Raw genomic sequence first — 14,548 nt, forward strand, 5'->3', positions numbered from 1 at the left:
CTCATCGGGGCGCGACGCTGCCAGGCGTCGGCGCGGAAAGGGGCGGTGTCGGCGCGTGGCGTTTGCGCCATTGCTTGAGCACGGCGGTGCGCACCGCCAGCAGCAGCAACCAGCCAAGGAAGACCAGCGCGACGCGGCCGCTGAGCGCGAACACGTCATTGAACGCGCGCACGTTGGCTTCGCGGCGGGTGATCTGCGCCAGTTGCGCGGTGCCCTGCGCGCTGCGCTGCACCGGGTCGGTGATCAGCCTGGCGTAGAGCTGCTGTTGCTGTTTCAAGCGCTGGGCAACCACGTTGTCGGCCGGATCCAGTTGGCTGACCAGCGCACCGGAATACACCTGCTCGCGGTGCAGCTGGTAGGTGCCCAGCACGGCCGAGCCGGCCAGGCCACCCAGGGTCTGGGTGATGGAGAGCGTGACCAGGAAGGTGATCATGTGGTCCACGCCCTGCTTCAACGCCTGGGTGATGCCAAGCATGATCAGCGGCCCCATGAACATGCCGGCGCCGACGGACGCCAGGAACTGGCTGGCGAAGAAGTCGTGCGGGCGATCCAGGCTGGTACGGCTCTGGTCGAGCAGGGCCGCGCTGCCCAGCAGCAGGATGGCCATCAACAACTGCGGAATGAGTCGCTTCGGGCCGAAGGTGAGCGAGCTGGCGGCCATGCCGGTGATCACGCCGGCCAGGATCACCGCGAACAACGGGCGCATCTGGTCCGGGCCCATGCCGAGCGTGCGCATCAGGCCGACCACGCCATAGGACTGCTCGGTGGTCAGGAAGCGGATCAGGAACGCACCGATGATGAAGTGCATCACCGGCAGGCTGGCCAGCCAGCGCGTCTGCAGCAGCGGGTTGCGGCGGTAGTGCTCGATGATGAAGGCGGTGGTGGACAGCGCGATCGAGGCGACCAGTGCCCAGCCCAGCCACGGCGTATCCAGCCACCAGCGGGTGTAGCCCTGCGCCAGCACGACCACCAGCAGGCCGACGGCGGGAGCGAGCAGCGCGAAGGTGAGGAAGTCGAGCGGTTCAAACGCCTTGATCTGTGCCCCCGGCGGGAGCTTGAGCACCACCACGGCGGCGAACGCGCACAGTGCCAGCCCGGCCTCGAACAGATACAGGTTGTGCCACTGCCCGGTGTCCACCAGGCCCGGCGAGACCAGCCACGCGATCGGCACCGCAAGCTGTGAGATGCCCACGCCGATCACCAGCAGATTGCCGGTGTATTTGCGCGGCAGCGATTGCAGCATGTACAGCGTGCCCAAGGTGCTGCAGGCCGCACCGGCGAAGCCGCTGGCCGCGCGCATCAGCACGGTGGTTTCGAAGGTGCCGACGAACAGATGCAGTACCGCCAGCGCGGCATACAGGCCCAGCCCGATCTCGGCGAACAGGCGGATGCCGTATTGCTGGCGGAACTTGAAGGCGAGCAGGTTGGCGGTGACGTTGACCATGGCATACGCGGCCACCAGCCAGCTGCCCTGCGCCGGGGTGAGCCCGAGCTGGCCCTGCAGGAACGGCAGGTTGGCACTGACCAGCGCATTGCCCAGGCCGCCGGTGATCCCGACCAGCAGCGCCACCAGCGCATAGGCGAGGCGGCGGTGCGGCGGATGCCACGGCATCGAAGCCGAGCCCGGCAGGGTCGGTTTTTCGTGCTCCTCCCAGTCCGGAACCGGCTTGAGGTACTGCGGCATCATCCCTCCCCGTCGGCAGGCCCCCGCAATCCGCCACGCAGCAATTGCAGGGCGCGTGTGGCCAGCCGGGCGCGTTCGTCACGCGTCTTGCCACGCAGCGCGGCTCCCAGCATGCCTGAGATGAGTGAAATGTCCGTCGTTTCCAGATCGGGGCGGCACAGACCTGCGGCCACCGCACGGGCAATCGGTTCGCGCAACAGTTCGAAGATCGTTTCGCGCGCGGCCCGGATCGGGATCTGATCCGGATCCACCGCGCGCCAGTAGTCCGATAATGCCGGCGATTGGACGATCCGGTTCGCCATCCCTTCCAGCACTTCGAACAGTGCATCGTCGCGGTCGCCGAGGGTCTGCACCTGGCGCGCGATGCGGTTGACGGTGCGCTGCAGCAGCGCCTCCACCAGGGCGGCACGGTCAGGGAAGTTGCGGTACAGCGTGGCCCGGCCGACCTGGGCACGCTCGACCACCAGGTCCAACGGGGCGGTCACGCCGTGCTGGCCGAACACGGCATCGGCAGCGTCGAGGATCTGGGCACGGCGGGCGGCCGCGTCGGCACGTTGGGTAGGCATGCGCGCATCATCGGACACAACTGTCCGGCGCGGAAGGGGGGGCGTCGGTTTTGGCACGCGCGGGTTGGCGCGCGCTGGGCAATGTCGAGGGCGGGTGAGCTCAGCGCGGCGCGGGCACGCCGTGACAGCCGCCCATGCGGGCTTCGCGGATGGGTAGATTGATCAACGCGGCGAGCACGGCTAGGCCCATGTCGGCGTACCACATCCACAGGTAGTTGCCGGTGTGCGCCAGCGCCAGGCCGCCGAGCCATGCACCAAAGAAACCGCCCAACTGGTGCGAGAGCAGGGTCAGGCCGAACAGGGTGCCGAGGTAGCGCGGGCCGAACAGCTTGCCGACCAGGCCGGCGGTGGGCGGAACGGTCGCCAACCAGGTGAAGCCGAGCGCGGCGGAGAAGACGTAGAAGGTGAGTGGGGTGGGCGGCGCAACGAGGTAGACCCCGATCATCACGGCGCGGCTGGCGTACATCCAGAACAGCAGGTACTTCATGCGGTAGCGCTGGCCGAGGGCGCCGACGATCAGGCTGCCGGCGACGTTGAACAGCCCGATCAGCGCGATGGAGGATGAGGCGACGGTGGGCGAGAGGCCACACAGCGCGATCTCGCCGGGGAGATGGGTGACCAGGAAGGCGATGTGCAGACCACAGGTGAAGAAGCCCAGATGGAGATACCAGTAGCTGCGATCGCGCACCGCGACGCGCAACTGCGCGCGCAGCCCACCATCATCGGTGGCGCCGGCGGTGGGCGCATGGTCGCCCGCGCGACGTCGCAGCGGCCAGGCCAAGGGCACCGAGAGCAGGGTGATCACCGCCATGGTGATCATGGACCGCGCCCAGCCGGCGGTGCCGATGATCCATTGGACCAGCGGCGCGAACACGAACTGGCCCAGCGAGCCGCCGGCATTGATGAGGCCGGCGGCGAACGACCGCTTTTCCGCTGGCAGGCGATGGGCGGTGGCGCCGATCAGGACCGAGAAGCTACCGGCGCCGGCGCCGGCGGCCATCAGCAGGCCGAGGGTGAAGGTCATGCCCAGCGGGCTGGTCAGCAGCGGTGCCAGCAGCAGCCCGGCCGCCAGCAGCAGGGCACCGAAGATGAGCACAGGCAATGCGCCGCGCTGGTCGGCGACGGCCCCGAACACGGGTTGCACCGCGCCCCAGACGAACTGGCCGATGGCCAGTGCAAAGCTGATTTCGACGATGCTGACGCCGGTGCCGCGGTGGATGGGGTCGACGTAGAGGCCGGAAGTCTGGCGCACGCCCATGGTGACCATGAGGATGGCGGAGGCCGCAACCAGCAGGCCCCAATGCATGGAGGGTGCGCGGGTCGCAGGGGTTGACGTGCTCATGCGTCGGCTCCGGTGGGCAGGGCGTGGTCGAGTTGGTCGAGCAGGGCGTTGAGCCGGGCGGTCGGGGTGGGCCCGAAGATGGTTTCCACGTCGTGTTGCGCCTGTTGCCACAGGGGACGCGCGCGGCGCAGGCAGGCCTTGCCGGCAGCGGTGATGACGATCAGGCGTTGCCGGGCGTCATCACCGCGGCGTTGTTCGAGCCAGCCGGCGCTGAGCAGGGGCTTGAGGTTGCGGGTGAGCGTGGTGCGGTCCATGCCAAGCGCCTCGGCCAGGTCGCCCAGCTGGCGCGGTGTGGGGGCGCGACGCAGGATGGAGTACGCGTTGAGGCTGAGCCCGGCGGGGGCGAGGTGGGCGTCATAGATCTGCGAGAGCCGGCGTGCGGCGCGGCGCAGGCGGAAGCAGGTACAGGGGCTCTGGGTCAGCGGGTCCATGGGCGTGCGCCGGGGTGGGTGCTGGATGATACGTGCATATGCACGTAGTTGGTCAAGCACCAAAAAAGGGGGCCTTTCGGCCCCCTCGGGTCAAGCAACCACCCAGTGAATCGATCAGAAGTAAGCGCGGATCCCGAATGCCACGCCGCGGCCCGGCAGCGGGGAGTAGTCGCGCAGCAGGGAGGTGTGCGGACGGACCTCGCGGTTGGTCAGGTTGCTGCCGTCCAGGAAGACTTCGTAGCTGTTGCTGTCGGTACGGTCCCAGCGGTAGGCGAAGTGGGCATCGACCAGGGTGTAGCCGTTGCTCGGCTCTTCATTCTGGGCGACGTCCTTCTGGCTGCTGTAGCGCACGGCACCGACCGAGGCGCGCCAGCCATCCTTGGCCCAGCGCAGGTCCGCGCCGACACGGCCCGGGGCGATGCGCGGGAGGTAGCCGGTGTTGGCCAGATCCACGGTGTAGTTGTGGTTGTGATCACCGTGCGGGACGGCGATGTCGACGCTGCGGCTGCCGCTGCCATCCAGTTCTGCTTTGACGTAGTCGCCGAAAACGCGCAGGTCCCAGTCGCCAGTGTTGCCTTCGAAGAGATGGAACAGCGCTTCGGCTTCAGCCCCCTTGAAGGTGGCGTCCTGCTGCGTCCACAGGCGGACCGGCAGCGATTCGACCACGCCGGTGTCGGCCAGGTAGATGAAGTCCTTGAACTTGGTCTGGTAGATGGAGGCGGAGAAGTCGACACGGTCGCTGTGGGTGTGGATGCCCAGTTCGACGCGCTGGCCGCGTTCGGTCTTCAGGTTCGCATCGCCGATTTCCAGCGAGCGGGTGGCGATGTGCGCGCCGGCGGCGTAGAGCTCTTCGTTGGTCGGGGCGCGCTCGGAGCTGTCGATGCCGAAGCGCAGGTCGACGGCGTCGTTGAGGGTCCAGATGCCGGCGGCGGAGAGATTGGTGGCGTCGAACGTGCGGGCGCGGTAATCACCGGTCGGGTCCAGCTTGACCTGGTCATGGCGGCCGCCGAGCTCCAGCTTGAACGCGCCGAACTGCTTTTCCTGCAGCACGAACAGGCCGATGTTCTTCGTCGCGGTATCCGGCACGAAAGCTTCTTCGCCCTTGGCGCCGAAGTCGCTGTTGCCGAACTGCAGGCCGAACGCGCCGTCCCAGCCACCGATCTGTTCCTGCACGGCTTCCAGGCGGCCTTCGATGCCGCGGTTGGTGAAGCGCGTGGCCGGCGTGCCGGCTTCGAGTTCGGTGTGCTCGTAGTCGGTGTAGGCGGTACGCAGGGTGATGTTCTTCAGGAACGAGGTCGGCTGGTAGATGCCGCCCTTGGCTTCGAAGCGGTTCTGCACCATGTCGATGCGGACGTCATGCTCGTCACCTTCTTCCTCATCGCCATGGTCGTGATCGTGGTCATGATCATGGTCGTCGTCGGCATGCACGTGCGCGCCGTTGGGAATGCCGTAGTTGGTGCGGTAGGTGCTGGCGGACACACCGAAGTAGCCGTCATCGCCCAGCCAGGTGGCACCGACGCCGCCGGCGCGGGTGCGGATCGAACTGTTGTCCAGACGGCCGCGGCGTGGTTCGTCGGTGTCGCCTTCCTCATGGTCGTGGCCGCTGTGATCTTCCAGGCCATCGATCACCGCGTAGCCGGGAATGCGGTAGTCATCGCCGTTGCGGACCAGGCCGTCCACATGCAGCACGACGTTGCCGCTGACACCGTCCAGGCGGAACATGCCGCTGCGCTCGTCGTTGACCGAATTGCCGCGCAGCTCTGCGCGGCCGCTGAGCGGACGGTCCGGCAGTTCGCGGGCGATGCGGCCGTCGACCACGTTGACCGCGCCGCCGATCGCGCCGCTGCCGAACAGCAGGGTCGCCGGGCCTTTCAGGACCTCGATCTGATCGGCCAGGAACGGCTCGATGCTGGTGGCATGGTCGGCGCTCACCGTGGAGGCATCCATGTTGCCCATGCCGTTGGACAGCACCGCCACGCGCGGACCTTCCTGCCCACGGATGATCGGGCGGCCGACCCCGGGGCCGAAGAAGGTGCTCTGCACGCCGGGCAGCTTGGCCACGGTGTCGCCGAGGGTGCCGGCCTTCTGCTCGTCCAGGCGCTCACCGGCCAGCACATCAACCGGGCGGGCCAGCGATTCGGCATCGCCCTGCAGCGGCGAGGCGGTGACCTTCACGGTGGAGAGTTCGGTCAGGTGGCGGTCGCTGTGGTTGCCGGCATCCTCGGCGGCCATGGCCAGCGAGGGCAGCATCGCGGCGGCAAGGGCCAGCGACAGGGTGTGGTGTTTGAGCAGGAGGGAGCTGGAACGCATAGGGCAGGGGCCTTCGGTCAATTGTTACAATATATCAATGGTGGGGCGCGCGAATCCCGTAACGGGACGGGGGAAGGGAAGTCAGGGGGAGGCAAGGGTGCGCGTCAGGATTGATGTTATATTATTCCATAACGCTTCGCCGACCCTGCTGGAAGTCATGCCCCTGTTCGCTCGTGTTCGCCATCTGCTGGATCGTTTCGGTGCCACCGGCTCGCTGCTGTGCGCCGTGCATTGCGCTGTGCTCCCGGTGCTGCTGGCCGCTGCGCCATCGCTGGGCCTGTCGGTCTGGATGAGTGACGGCGTTGAGCTGGCGCTGGTGAGTTTCGTCACCCTGCTGGGCCTGTTCAGCCTGGTCTGGGGCTGGCGCCGGCATGGCGCGCTGCGCGCGCTGGGCTTCCTGATCCCGGGCCTGACCGCGTTGTGGGCGGGCCTGTTGTACGGCCCGCTGCACCACTCGGCGGTGCCGCATGCGGTGGTGATGACCCTGGGCGGCGTGCTGGTTGGCGTGGCCCATCTGGTGAATCTGCGCCTGAACCACGGCCACGTCCATGACGCCAGCTGTGCTCATTGAGAGCGCGCATGGTAGGCTTTCCGATCGTGCGCGGGGGCGCCTGAGAGGGCGGCCCCGCCGAACCCGTGTCAGTACGGGGTAATCAGATTTCGCAGCATTCAGACTAAGGAGTTACGACATGGGTAAGGGTGACCGCAAGACCGCCAAGGGCAAGCGCTTCAATGCCAGCTACGGCAATTCGCGTTCGCACGTCGTGAGCAAGGCGGCCGTGGGCGCAGCTGCGCCGGTTGCCAAGAAGACCGTGACGAAGGCGCCGGCCAAGAAGGCCGTTGCCAAGAAAGCGGTGGCCAAGGCCGGCTGATCCAGCCAGGCGGGTCATGAAAAACGCGGCGCTTGCGCCGCGTTTTTTTTGCCTGCGTTCCGGCCGAAACCGCTGCGCGCTCAGCGCAGGGCAGGCAGCAGTCGCTCGGCGTCGCCATCGTTGGGCGCCGCTGGAATCCCCAGCAGGCGGGTCAGCAGCGGGTAAACATCTACGTTGTCGAACGGGGGAAGGGTCTGCCCCTGTTTGAACGCCGGGCCACGCGCCGCGAACACCGCGCGCATGGACGGCAGCGCATTGTCATACCCGTGGGAGCCGCGATCGCCCGGCCCGCGTTTGGCGATGCGCTCGCGGGTCAACGCATCCCAGCCTTCGTGCATCTGGCAGACGATCGGTGGGATGCGCGGGTTGCTGCCGTACTTCCAGCGCGCCGGCAGGGTCTGGCGCGTCCAGCAGTCGTACTGGGCATGCGCGCCCAGCAGGATCTGCTCGGCCTGCGCCTGCTTGCCTGGCAACGGGGCGAACCCGATCGACTGGCCGACCGAGATGTCCTCGGCAATGGCGGGATCGATCATGTCTTCGGTGGCCACCACCTGGCCGTCCGGCACGCCGGCCATCCCGTGGTCGGAGATCAGGATCACGTTGGTGGCCTCGGCCAGGCCACGTGCCTGCAGACCGTCCAGCAGGCGACCGACCGCGCCGTCGGCCAGGGCCACCGCGGCGGCGTACTCGTGCGATTCCGGGCCGTGATTGTGGCCGGCCTTGTCGACCTGCTCCATGTACAGCGTCACCAGTCGCGGCGCCTGCGGGCCGTGCTGGTCCAGCCAGCCCAGTACCTGATCCACGCGATCGGGCAGGGTCACGGTCTCATCGTAGCCATGCATCTGGCTGGGGCGGATGCCCTGGATCGCCGCCTCACTCCCCGGCCAGGACCACACGGCCGTGCGCACGCCAGCCTTTTCCGCACCCACCCAGATCGGCTCACCGCCCCACCAGCGGGAATCGGCCACCGATTCGCGCACGTGCAGCTGGAATCTACCCAGTGCATCCTCGTGCATGCTGTTGTGGATGATGCCGTGATGGTTGGGCCGCAGGCCGGTCACGATCGTGTAGTGGTTGGGGAACGTCAGCGCGGGATAGGAGGGCGTCATCCATTGCGCCCGCACGCCCTCGTGGACGAGCCGACTGATGTTCGGGGTAATGCCGCGGTCGAGCATGTCCGCGCGCAGGCCGTCGATGGAGATCAGCAGCAGCTTCTGCTGCTGCGCCGGGACGCTCCGGGCGACGGTCGCCGCAGACGCGACAGGCGGGGAAGACGGTGCGGTGGCGCAGGCGGCCAGCGAGAGAGCGGCGGCAAGCGCCAGTGGAAGGCGGACGGAAATCATGACGACATGATAGTGCGTGGCGGTGACGCGTCGAAGACAACCGATGGCATACGCCACCCCACGGCGCATGCCCTGTTACGCGAACAGCGAATCGCGCCGTGCTTCCAGTTGCAGCAGGGCAGCCTTGGTTTCCAGGCCGCCGCCGAATCCGGTGAGCGCACCACTGCTGCCGATCACGCGGTGGCAGGGCAGCACGATCGGCAGTGGATTGCGGCCATTGGCGGCACCGACCGCGCGGCTGGCGGTGGGGTGGTTGATGTGCCGCGCCAGTGCCACGTAACTCCAGGTCTGGCCGAACGGAATATCGGCCAGCGCCTTCCACACCCGCAGCTGGAACGGCGTGCCGTGAGGGGCAAGCGGGAGATCGAAGCGCACGCGCTCACCGCGCAGGTACTCCAGCAGTTGCCCACGTGCACCGCGCAACGCATGGGCATCGCGCTGCCAGTGCTCGCGCCCCTTCGCGTCGTAACGGTTGTTCTCGAACAGGATGTGGTGGATGCCCTGGCTGTCACCGGCCACGGTGAGTGCGCCGATCGGGCTGTCGAAGGTGTCGTAGAGCAGGGTCATGAGGTAACTCCCGAAGACGGTGTGGCCAGATGCCACAGATGCAGAACGGCGTAGGCACGCCACGGTCGCCACGGCTGCGAGCGGGCCTCGGTGGCGCGTTCGCTCAGTCGCGTATCACCACCGAGCACCTGCTGCAGCACCAGATCGCCGGCCGGGAACGCATCGGGCAGTGCCAGCGCACGCAGTGCCATGTAATGCGCGGTCCATGGGCCGATGCCGGGCAAGGCGACGCAGCGCGCCACGAAGCCGGCCAGCGACTGGCCGGCACGGAAATCGAGCCGGCCATCGACCACCGCCTGCGCAACCGCACGTACGGTGGCCGCGCGGGTGCGCGGCAGCCCGATGGTTTCCAGCGGTGCCTGGGCCAGCGCTTCCGGCGAGGGGAACTGGCGGTCCAGTCCTGCCGGCATGCCTTCGAGGGTGGCGCCGAAGCGATCCACCACCCTGCGCGCCAGTGTGGCGGCGGCCGCCACGCTGACCTGTTGGCCGAGCACGGCGCGCACGGCCACTTCAAACCCATCCCAGCCGCCGGGTACGCGCAGCCCGGGGCGTTGTGCGATACCCGTCGCCAGCAATGGTTCCTGCGCGAGCGTGGCGTGCACCATGCGCAGGTCGGCATCGAGATCGAAGATGCGGCGTACGCGGCGCACGATGCCCGGAATCGCACGCGGATCGATCTGGCCCAGGTGCAGCAACAGCTCCGGGCGCCGTGGATCGGCGGTCACGCGCAGCAGTGAGGGGCGCTCGGGCGGCCCGATCACGCGCTGGTAGCTGTCCGTGTCGATCTGCTCGATGCCGGGAATCGCACGGCGGCGCAGGAAACCGAGCATCGCGGTGAAATCCAGTGGCGGACGGTAGCCCAGGCGCAGGGTCAGCGCGCCCTCGGTCAGCGCACCGCGCTGGCGGCGGATCGCGGTCGGGGGCATGCCGCAGCCGTCCACAAAGGCTGCGTTGAAACGGCGCAGGCTGTTGTAGCCCGAGGCCATCGCGACATCGGTGACCGGCAATGCAGTTTCGGTGAGCAGTTGCTTGGCCAACAACAGCCGGCGGGTCGCGTGGATCTGCGCCGGCGCCGCACCGAGCCGGGCCACGAACAGGCGCTGCAGCTGGCGGGCGCTCAAGCCGACATGCGTGGCCAGATCGGCCACCGGCTGGTCCTGCAGATAGCCATCGTGAATCAGGGCGAGCGCGCGCTGCAGCGTTTCATTGTTGAGTGCGTCCTGCGCCTCGGGGGCCAACTCGGGGCGGCAGCGCAGGCAGGGGCGGAACCCGGCCGCTGCGGCGGCGGCAGCCGTGGGGTAGTAAGTGACGTTGGACGGCTTCGGCGCCGGTGCCGGGCAGACCGGTCGGCAGTAGATGCCGGTACTGCGCACGGCAGTGAAGAACACCCCGTCAAAGCGCGCATCGCGGGCAAGGCGGGCGCTTTCGCAGGCGGCGTGGTCCAGGGGCAGGGCGGTCTCCATGGGGGCCAGTCTATGCCCGGTGAGCAGCGCTGGCTCGCCATTTTCGGACGCCAATGCCAGCCCCGGGTCGCCCGGTTCAGGACAGGTTGCCGCGCCGCGCCGGTCGCGCACTAGACTGTGCATCTGCGCTGGTTTTGCCGCGCATTCCCCCTCGCAAGGATTCCGGGTTGTCCATGTTGCTCAAGTCGTGGTGGTTGCCGTTGTTGTGCCTGGGTCTGGCCGGTTGCAGCCAGCTGGAAAACCCGGGCAATGTCACTGCCGCCGACAAGGCCGTGCGGGCACAGACCGCCGATGGCGACCACATGGTCTCGATCAACGCTGCCGACGCGCCGCCACCGCCGCCGCCCGCGCCCAAGCGCGGTGATATGAACTGGCCGGAAGCAGCCCTGGAAAACGGCAAGGCATGGATCAGCTGCGATACCGACTACGCCGGTGATGCGGGCGATGGCGCGCCGCTGGAGGCATTGGACAGGCCCAGTATCGATGCCGCCCTGCAGCCGTGCGCCGAACGTGGCCTGCTGCGCGTGCGCTATGTGGGCAAGATCAATCCCGGTTTCTCCGAGCTGGTCGCGCGGCTGGCCGTGGTCGCCGATGCCCAGCGTATTTCCCGCCGCATTCTGGATCTGGATTCGAGTGGTGGCCAGGTCGAAGCCGCCATCGTGGCGGGGGATCGCATTGGCGAATCCAACTGGACGATCTGGGTGCGCGAAGGCTCGGTCTGCCACAGCGCCTGCGTGTTCGTGCTGGCCGCCGGCGACAACCGGCTGGTATCGGGCAAGGTCGGCATCCACCGGATGATGCGGATCAGCTCCAAGGCCACCTCGCGCGCCGAGCTCAACCGCGAACTCCATGAGGTCTACGACAACGTCAAGGATTACCTGCAGCGCAACGGCGTGGCCGTGGGCGTGGCCGACCTGATGATGACGGTGCCCAACCGCAGCCTGCGCCTGCTCACCGCCGAGGAGCTGCGTCAGTTCGGGCTGGATGGCACCAACGCGGTGCAGGATGACCTGGAACGGATCAAGCAGATGCGCAAATGCGGCGATGCGTTTGTCCGCCGCAAGGATGCGTTCCTGGTCGCTTTCGATCAGGAGTGCAAGCGCGAAGGCAGTGAACTGGAGGCCGTCAACAGCTGTGGCCAGGCACTGAAGCAGCGCTTCGGCTTCCCGGATGAGACCTGCCCGGACGAGAGCCCGCTGTCGGAGATCGATGTCTCCACGCTGCTGCCGGACACGACGGCACCGGGTCGGCCGGAGACGGTGGAGCAGACCCTCGGCGATGCTCGCCCCGCACCGCCCGAGGCGGCCGAGCGCAACTGACGGAGGACTCACGTCCATCCCGTAGACTGGCAGGCAGTTCCTTCCAGCCAACGGTGTCCTGATGCGTGTTCCGCTGCTGCTGTTGTCCGCTCTGCTGCCTTTCGCCGCGCTGGCCCAGACGCCTCCGCCGCCGGCCACGCCTGCACCGGCTCCGGCGCGCCCCGCGCCCGCTGCCGCGCCGGCCGCCGCTCCTTCGGCACGCCCGGCATTGAGCCCGGCGCAGCAGGCGCAGGTACAGAAGCAGGATGCGGAGATGAGCGCGGCCGCACTGCAGGTCGCCCATCTGATCGATGCCAACCGTGCGGGCGAGGCCTGGAAAGGCGCCTCCGCCGTGGCGAAGAAATCGGTCACCGAGCAGGCCTTCGTCAGCCAGCTCACCGCCGATCGTCAGCGCCTTGGCGCGCTGGCCTCGCGCGGCCAGCCAGTGGTCACCCGGGTCAAGTACGCCGCCGGCGCGACCGTCCCGGAGGGCCTGTACATCAACGTCAGTTTCCCCACGCGCTTTGCCAACAGTGCCCAACCGGTGCGCGAACTGGTCTCCTTCCGGTTCGATGAAGACCGCATCTGGCGACTGGCCGGTTACAGCGTGCGTGCCGCCACCCCCTGATTGCCGGAGCCTGCACAGATGAGTATCGAGATCCAGATGCTGGTGTGGTCGATGCTGCTCGGCCTCGTGCACGTGTTTGCGCCTTCCACCCTGATCACCCGTGAGCGCGGGATCGGCTGGAATGCGTCGGCGCGCGATCAGCCGATGCCGCCGCCGAGCCCGTTGGCCGGGCGCCTGCAGCGGGCGCAGAGCAACTTCATGGAAACCTTCCCCTTCTTCGCCGCCGCGGTGCTGGCGGTGGTGCTGACCCAGCGCCAGGACGGGATGACGGCCGTGGCCGTGCAACTGTACTTCTGGGCACGACTGATCTATCTGCCGCTGTACGCCGCCGGCGTGCCGTATGTGCGCAGCCTGGTGTGGCTGGTATCGCTGCTGGGCATCGTGATGCTGCTGTGGGCGCTGCTGTGAACCCGCGCTGGCGCGCCTGATCCAGATCAAGGACGGCGCCGGCGCTGCGGCGTTAAGCTGCGATGGACACGTAACGGCAGGATGGGATCATGCAGTCAGTGGATGTGGTGGTGGTGGGCGCCGGCCCGACCGGGCTGTGCTTCGCGCGCGCGCTGGCCGATACCGGCCTGAGCGTCACCCTGATCGAACAGCAGCCGCGTGCCGCGTTGGCGCAGGCCGCGTTCGACGGCCGCGAGATCGCGCTGACCCATGCCTCCCGCCAGATCCTGGTATCGCTGGGCCTGTGGGCGCAGCTGGATCCCGCCGAGATTTCCCCACTGCGCGATGCCAAGGTGATGGACGGCGGCTCGCCGTTCGCGCTGACCTTCGCCGCGGACCAGCGCACCGGTGACGACCTCGGTTGGCTGGTGCCCAACCATCTGATCCGCCGCGCCGCCTGGCAGAGCGTGCAGGGCCAGGCCGGTCTGGAGATCCTGGACCAGGCCAGCGTCACGGCCGTGAGCCCGGGTCCGGCCCACAGCGTGGTGACCCTGGCCGATGGCCGCCAGCTGGCCGCGCGGCTGGTGGTGGCTGCCGACAGCCGCTTCTCCTCCACCCGCCGCCTGCTGGGGATCGGCGCGCAGCTGCGTGACTTCGGCAAATCGATGCTGGTCTGCCGCATGCAGATCGAGGTGCCGCACCAGCACACCGCCTGGGAGTGGTTCGGCTATGGCCGCACCATGGCCCTGCTGCCGCTCAATGGCGACCAGGCCTCGGCCGTCATCACGCTGCCGCCGCGGCAGATCGCGGCCTTGATGGCCCAGGACGAGGCCGATTTCGGCCGCAGCCTCAGTGGCTTTTTCGAGCATCGGCTGGGCGCGATGCGGCCGGTGGCCACGCCGGTGGCCTATCCCCTCGTGGGGGTGTATGCCAACGCGTTCGCCGGCGATCGCTGTGCGTTGATCGGCGATGCCGCTGTCGGCATGCATCCGGTCACCGCGCATGGCTTCAATCTGGGGTTGCAGAGCCAGCATCGCCTGGCCGGGCGCCTGCGCAAGGCCGCCGGGCAGGGACGCGACATCGCCGCACCCGCCGGGCTGGCCGCTTACGAGCGCGGGCACCGGCTGGCCTCGCGGCCGCTTTACGAGGCGACCAATGCGATCGCTTCGCTGTACACCGATGACCGTCTGCCGGCGCGGCTGCTGCGCCGGGCCGGACTGCGGCTGGCGCACGGGGTGGCCCCGTTCCGCCAGCTGATCGCGGCCCACCTCACCGGTAGGTGATGACCGTTGGTCGTCACACAGGGTCAGGGCGCGTCGCTGTCGGCGATCACGTGAATGACGGTGTCGGCGAACTGCACCTGCTGGCCCGCGCGGATCTTGCATGCCTTGCGCAGCTCGACCTCGCCGTCGACCAGGACCTGGCCGTCGCCGATCACGGTCTTGGCCTCGCCGCCGCTGGTGACCAGGTCGGCCAGCTTGAGCAGTTGCTTGAGCTCGACGTAGTCGCGGTCCAGTTCAAATTCGAGGGTCTGCATGGAGCGGGTATCCTGGGAAGAGGCGCGGACGTGGGACCGGGCCGTGAAAGGGCGCGTATTGTGCGCCAGCAGGCGGGGCAACGGGATCCATCCCGGAATCTGTATACGTTGTTCAGGAAC

At 68.1% G+C, this 14,548-nt stretch carries 15 protein-coding genes; 6 read left to right on the plus strand and 9 right to left on the minus strand.

What is annotated here, in order from left to right:
- Position 1: 1 nt before the first annotated feature.
- From ABE546_RS15590 to ABE546_RS15610, 5 genes are all read right to left on the minus strand, one after another.
- Complete coding sequence (locus ABE546_RS15590; protein ID WP_313217681.1) at positions 2 to 1,687, minus strand: MFS transporter; 1,686 nt, start codon at positions 1,685 to 1,687, stop codon at positions 2 to 4.
- Positions 1,684 to 2,250, minus strand: a complete 567-nt coding sequence (locus tag ABE546_RS15595) for a TetR/AcrR family transcriptional regulator (protein ID WP_313210773.1) — start codon at positions 2,248 to 2,250, stop codon at positions 1,684 to 1,686. The genes ABE546_RS15590 and ABE546_RS15595 overlap by 4 nt, the downstream gene beginning before the upstream one ends.
- Before the next feature lie 100 nt (positions 2,251 to 2,350).
- Positions 2,351 to 3,592 carry an MFS transporter gene (locus tag ABE546_RS15600; protein WP_346464406.1) on the minus strand — a complete coding sequence of 414 codons (1,242 nt, stop codon included), beginning with the start codon at positions 3,590 to 3,592 and terminating at the stop codon, positions 2,351 to 2,353.
- Complete coding sequence (locus ABE546_RS15605; protein ID WP_346464408.1) at positions 3,589 to 4,023, minus strand: MarR family winged helix-turn-helix transcriptional regulator; 435 nt, start codon at positions 4,021 to 4,023, stop codon at positions 3,589 to 3,591. Before ABE546_RS15605 ends, ABE546_RS15600 begins: the two co-directional genes overlap by 4 nt.
- Positions 4,024 to 4,137: 114 nt before the next feature.
- Positions 4,138 to 6,333, minus strand: a complete 2,196-nt coding sequence (locus ABE546_RS15610) for a TonB-dependent receptor (RefSeq protein ID WP_346464410.1) — start codon at positions 6,331 to 6,333, stop codon at positions 4,138 to 4,140.
- Positions 6,334 to 6,490: 157 nt separating this feature from the next.
- Here ABE546_RS15610 and ABE546_RS15615 point away from each other — a divergent pair, with 157 nt between their 5' ends.
- Together ABE546_RS15615 and ABE546_RS15620 are read left to right on the plus strand one after the other, a co-directional pair.
- Complete coding sequence (locus ABE546_RS15615; RefSeq protein ID WP_121041406.1) at positions 6,491 to 6,904, plus strand: MerC domain-containing protein; 414 nt, start codon at positions 6,491 to 6,493, stop codon at positions 6,902 to 6,904.
- A 118-nt stretch (positions 6,905 to 7,022) separates the two neighbouring features.
- Entirely contained in the window at positions 7,023 to 7,205 is a 183-nt protein-coding gene (locus ABE546_RS15620; protein ID WP_019184443.1) for a 30S ribosomal protein THX, read from the plus strand.
- Between the two features lie 80 nt (positions 7,206 to 7,285).
- On the opposite strand, the gene ABE546_RS15625 is transcribed toward ABE546_RS15620, so the two are convergent.
- The 3 genes from ABE546_RS15625 to ABE546_RS15635 form a co-directional block, all read right to left on the minus strand.
- Positions 7,286 to 8,548: an ectonucleotide pyrophosphatase/phosphodiesterase gene (locus ABE546_RS15625; RefSeq protein WP_346464412.1), complete on the minus strand. Its 1,263-nt coding sequence runs from the start codon at positions 8,546 to 8,548 to the stop codon at positions 7,286 to 7,288.
- A gap of 75 nt (positions 8,549 to 8,623) precedes the next feature.
- Entirely contained in the window at positions 8,624 to 9,115 is a 492-nt protein-coding gene (locus ABE546_RS15630; RefSeq protein WP_313210785.1) for a methylated-DNA--[protein]-cysteine S-methyltransferase, read from the minus strand.
- A complete protein-coding gene (locus tag ABE546_RS15635) occupies positions 9,112 to 10,578 on the minus strand; it encodes an AlkA N-terminal domain-containing protein (RefSeq protein ID WP_313210787.1) in 1,467 nt (488 codons plus the stop codon). Before ABE546_RS15635 ends, ABE546_RS15630 begins: the two co-directional genes overlap by 4 nt.
- A 176-nt stretch (positions 10,579 to 10,754) precedes the next feature.
- On the opposite strand from ABE546_RS15635, the gene ABE546_RS15640 reads away from it, so the two are divergent.
- The 4 genes from ABE546_RS15640 to ubiM all read left to right on the plus strand — a co-directional run bounded on the left by ABE546_RS15640 (position 10,755) and on the right by ubiM (position 14,174).
- Positions 10,755 to 11,897 carry a hypothetical protein gene (locus ABE546_RS15640; protein ID WP_346464424.1) on the plus strand — a complete coding sequence of 381 codons (1,143 nt, stop codon included), beginning with the start codon at positions 10,755 to 10,757 and terminating at the stop codon, positions 11,895 to 11,897.
- A gap of 61 nt (positions 11,898 to 11,958) precedes the next feature.
- Positions 11,959 to 12,504, plus strand: a complete 546-nt coding sequence (locus ABE546_RS15645; protein WP_313217691.1) for a DUF4019 domain-containing protein — start codon at positions 11,959 to 11,961, stop codon at positions 12,502 to 12,504.
- Positions 12,505 to 12,522: 18 nt separating this feature from the next.
- Positions 12,523 to 12,912, plus strand: coding sequence for an MAPEG family protein (locus ABE546_RS15650; protein WP_346464414.1), 390 nt, complete (start codon positions 12,523 to 12,525; stop codon positions 12,910 to 12,912).
- Between the two features lie 89 nt (positions 12,913 to 13,001).
- Entirely contained in the window at positions 13,002 to 14,174 is a 1,173-nt protein-coding gene (gene ubiM / locus ABE546_RS15655; RefSeq protein WP_313217693.1) for a 5-demethoxyubiquinol-8 5-hydroxylase UbiM, read from the plus strand.
- 23 nt (positions 14,175 to 14,197) lie between these two features.
- On the opposite strand, the gene ABE546_RS15660 is transcribed toward ubiM, so the two are convergent.
- On the minus strand, positions 14,198 to 14,428 hold the full coding sequence (locus ABE546_RS15660; RefSeq protein ID WP_019184435.1) for an RNA-binding S4 domain-containing protein: 231 nt from the start codon (positions 14,426 to 14,428) through the stop codon (positions 14,198 to 14,200).
- Between the last annotated feature and the right edge of the window lie 120 nt (positions 14,429 to 14,548).

Origin of the sequence: Stenotrophomonas sp. TWI377 (assembly GCF_039674525.1) — a bacterium.
In the GTDB taxonomy this organism is placed as follows: Bacteria; Pseudomonadota; Gammaproteobacteria; order Xanthomonadales; family Xanthomonadaceae; genus Stenotrophomonas.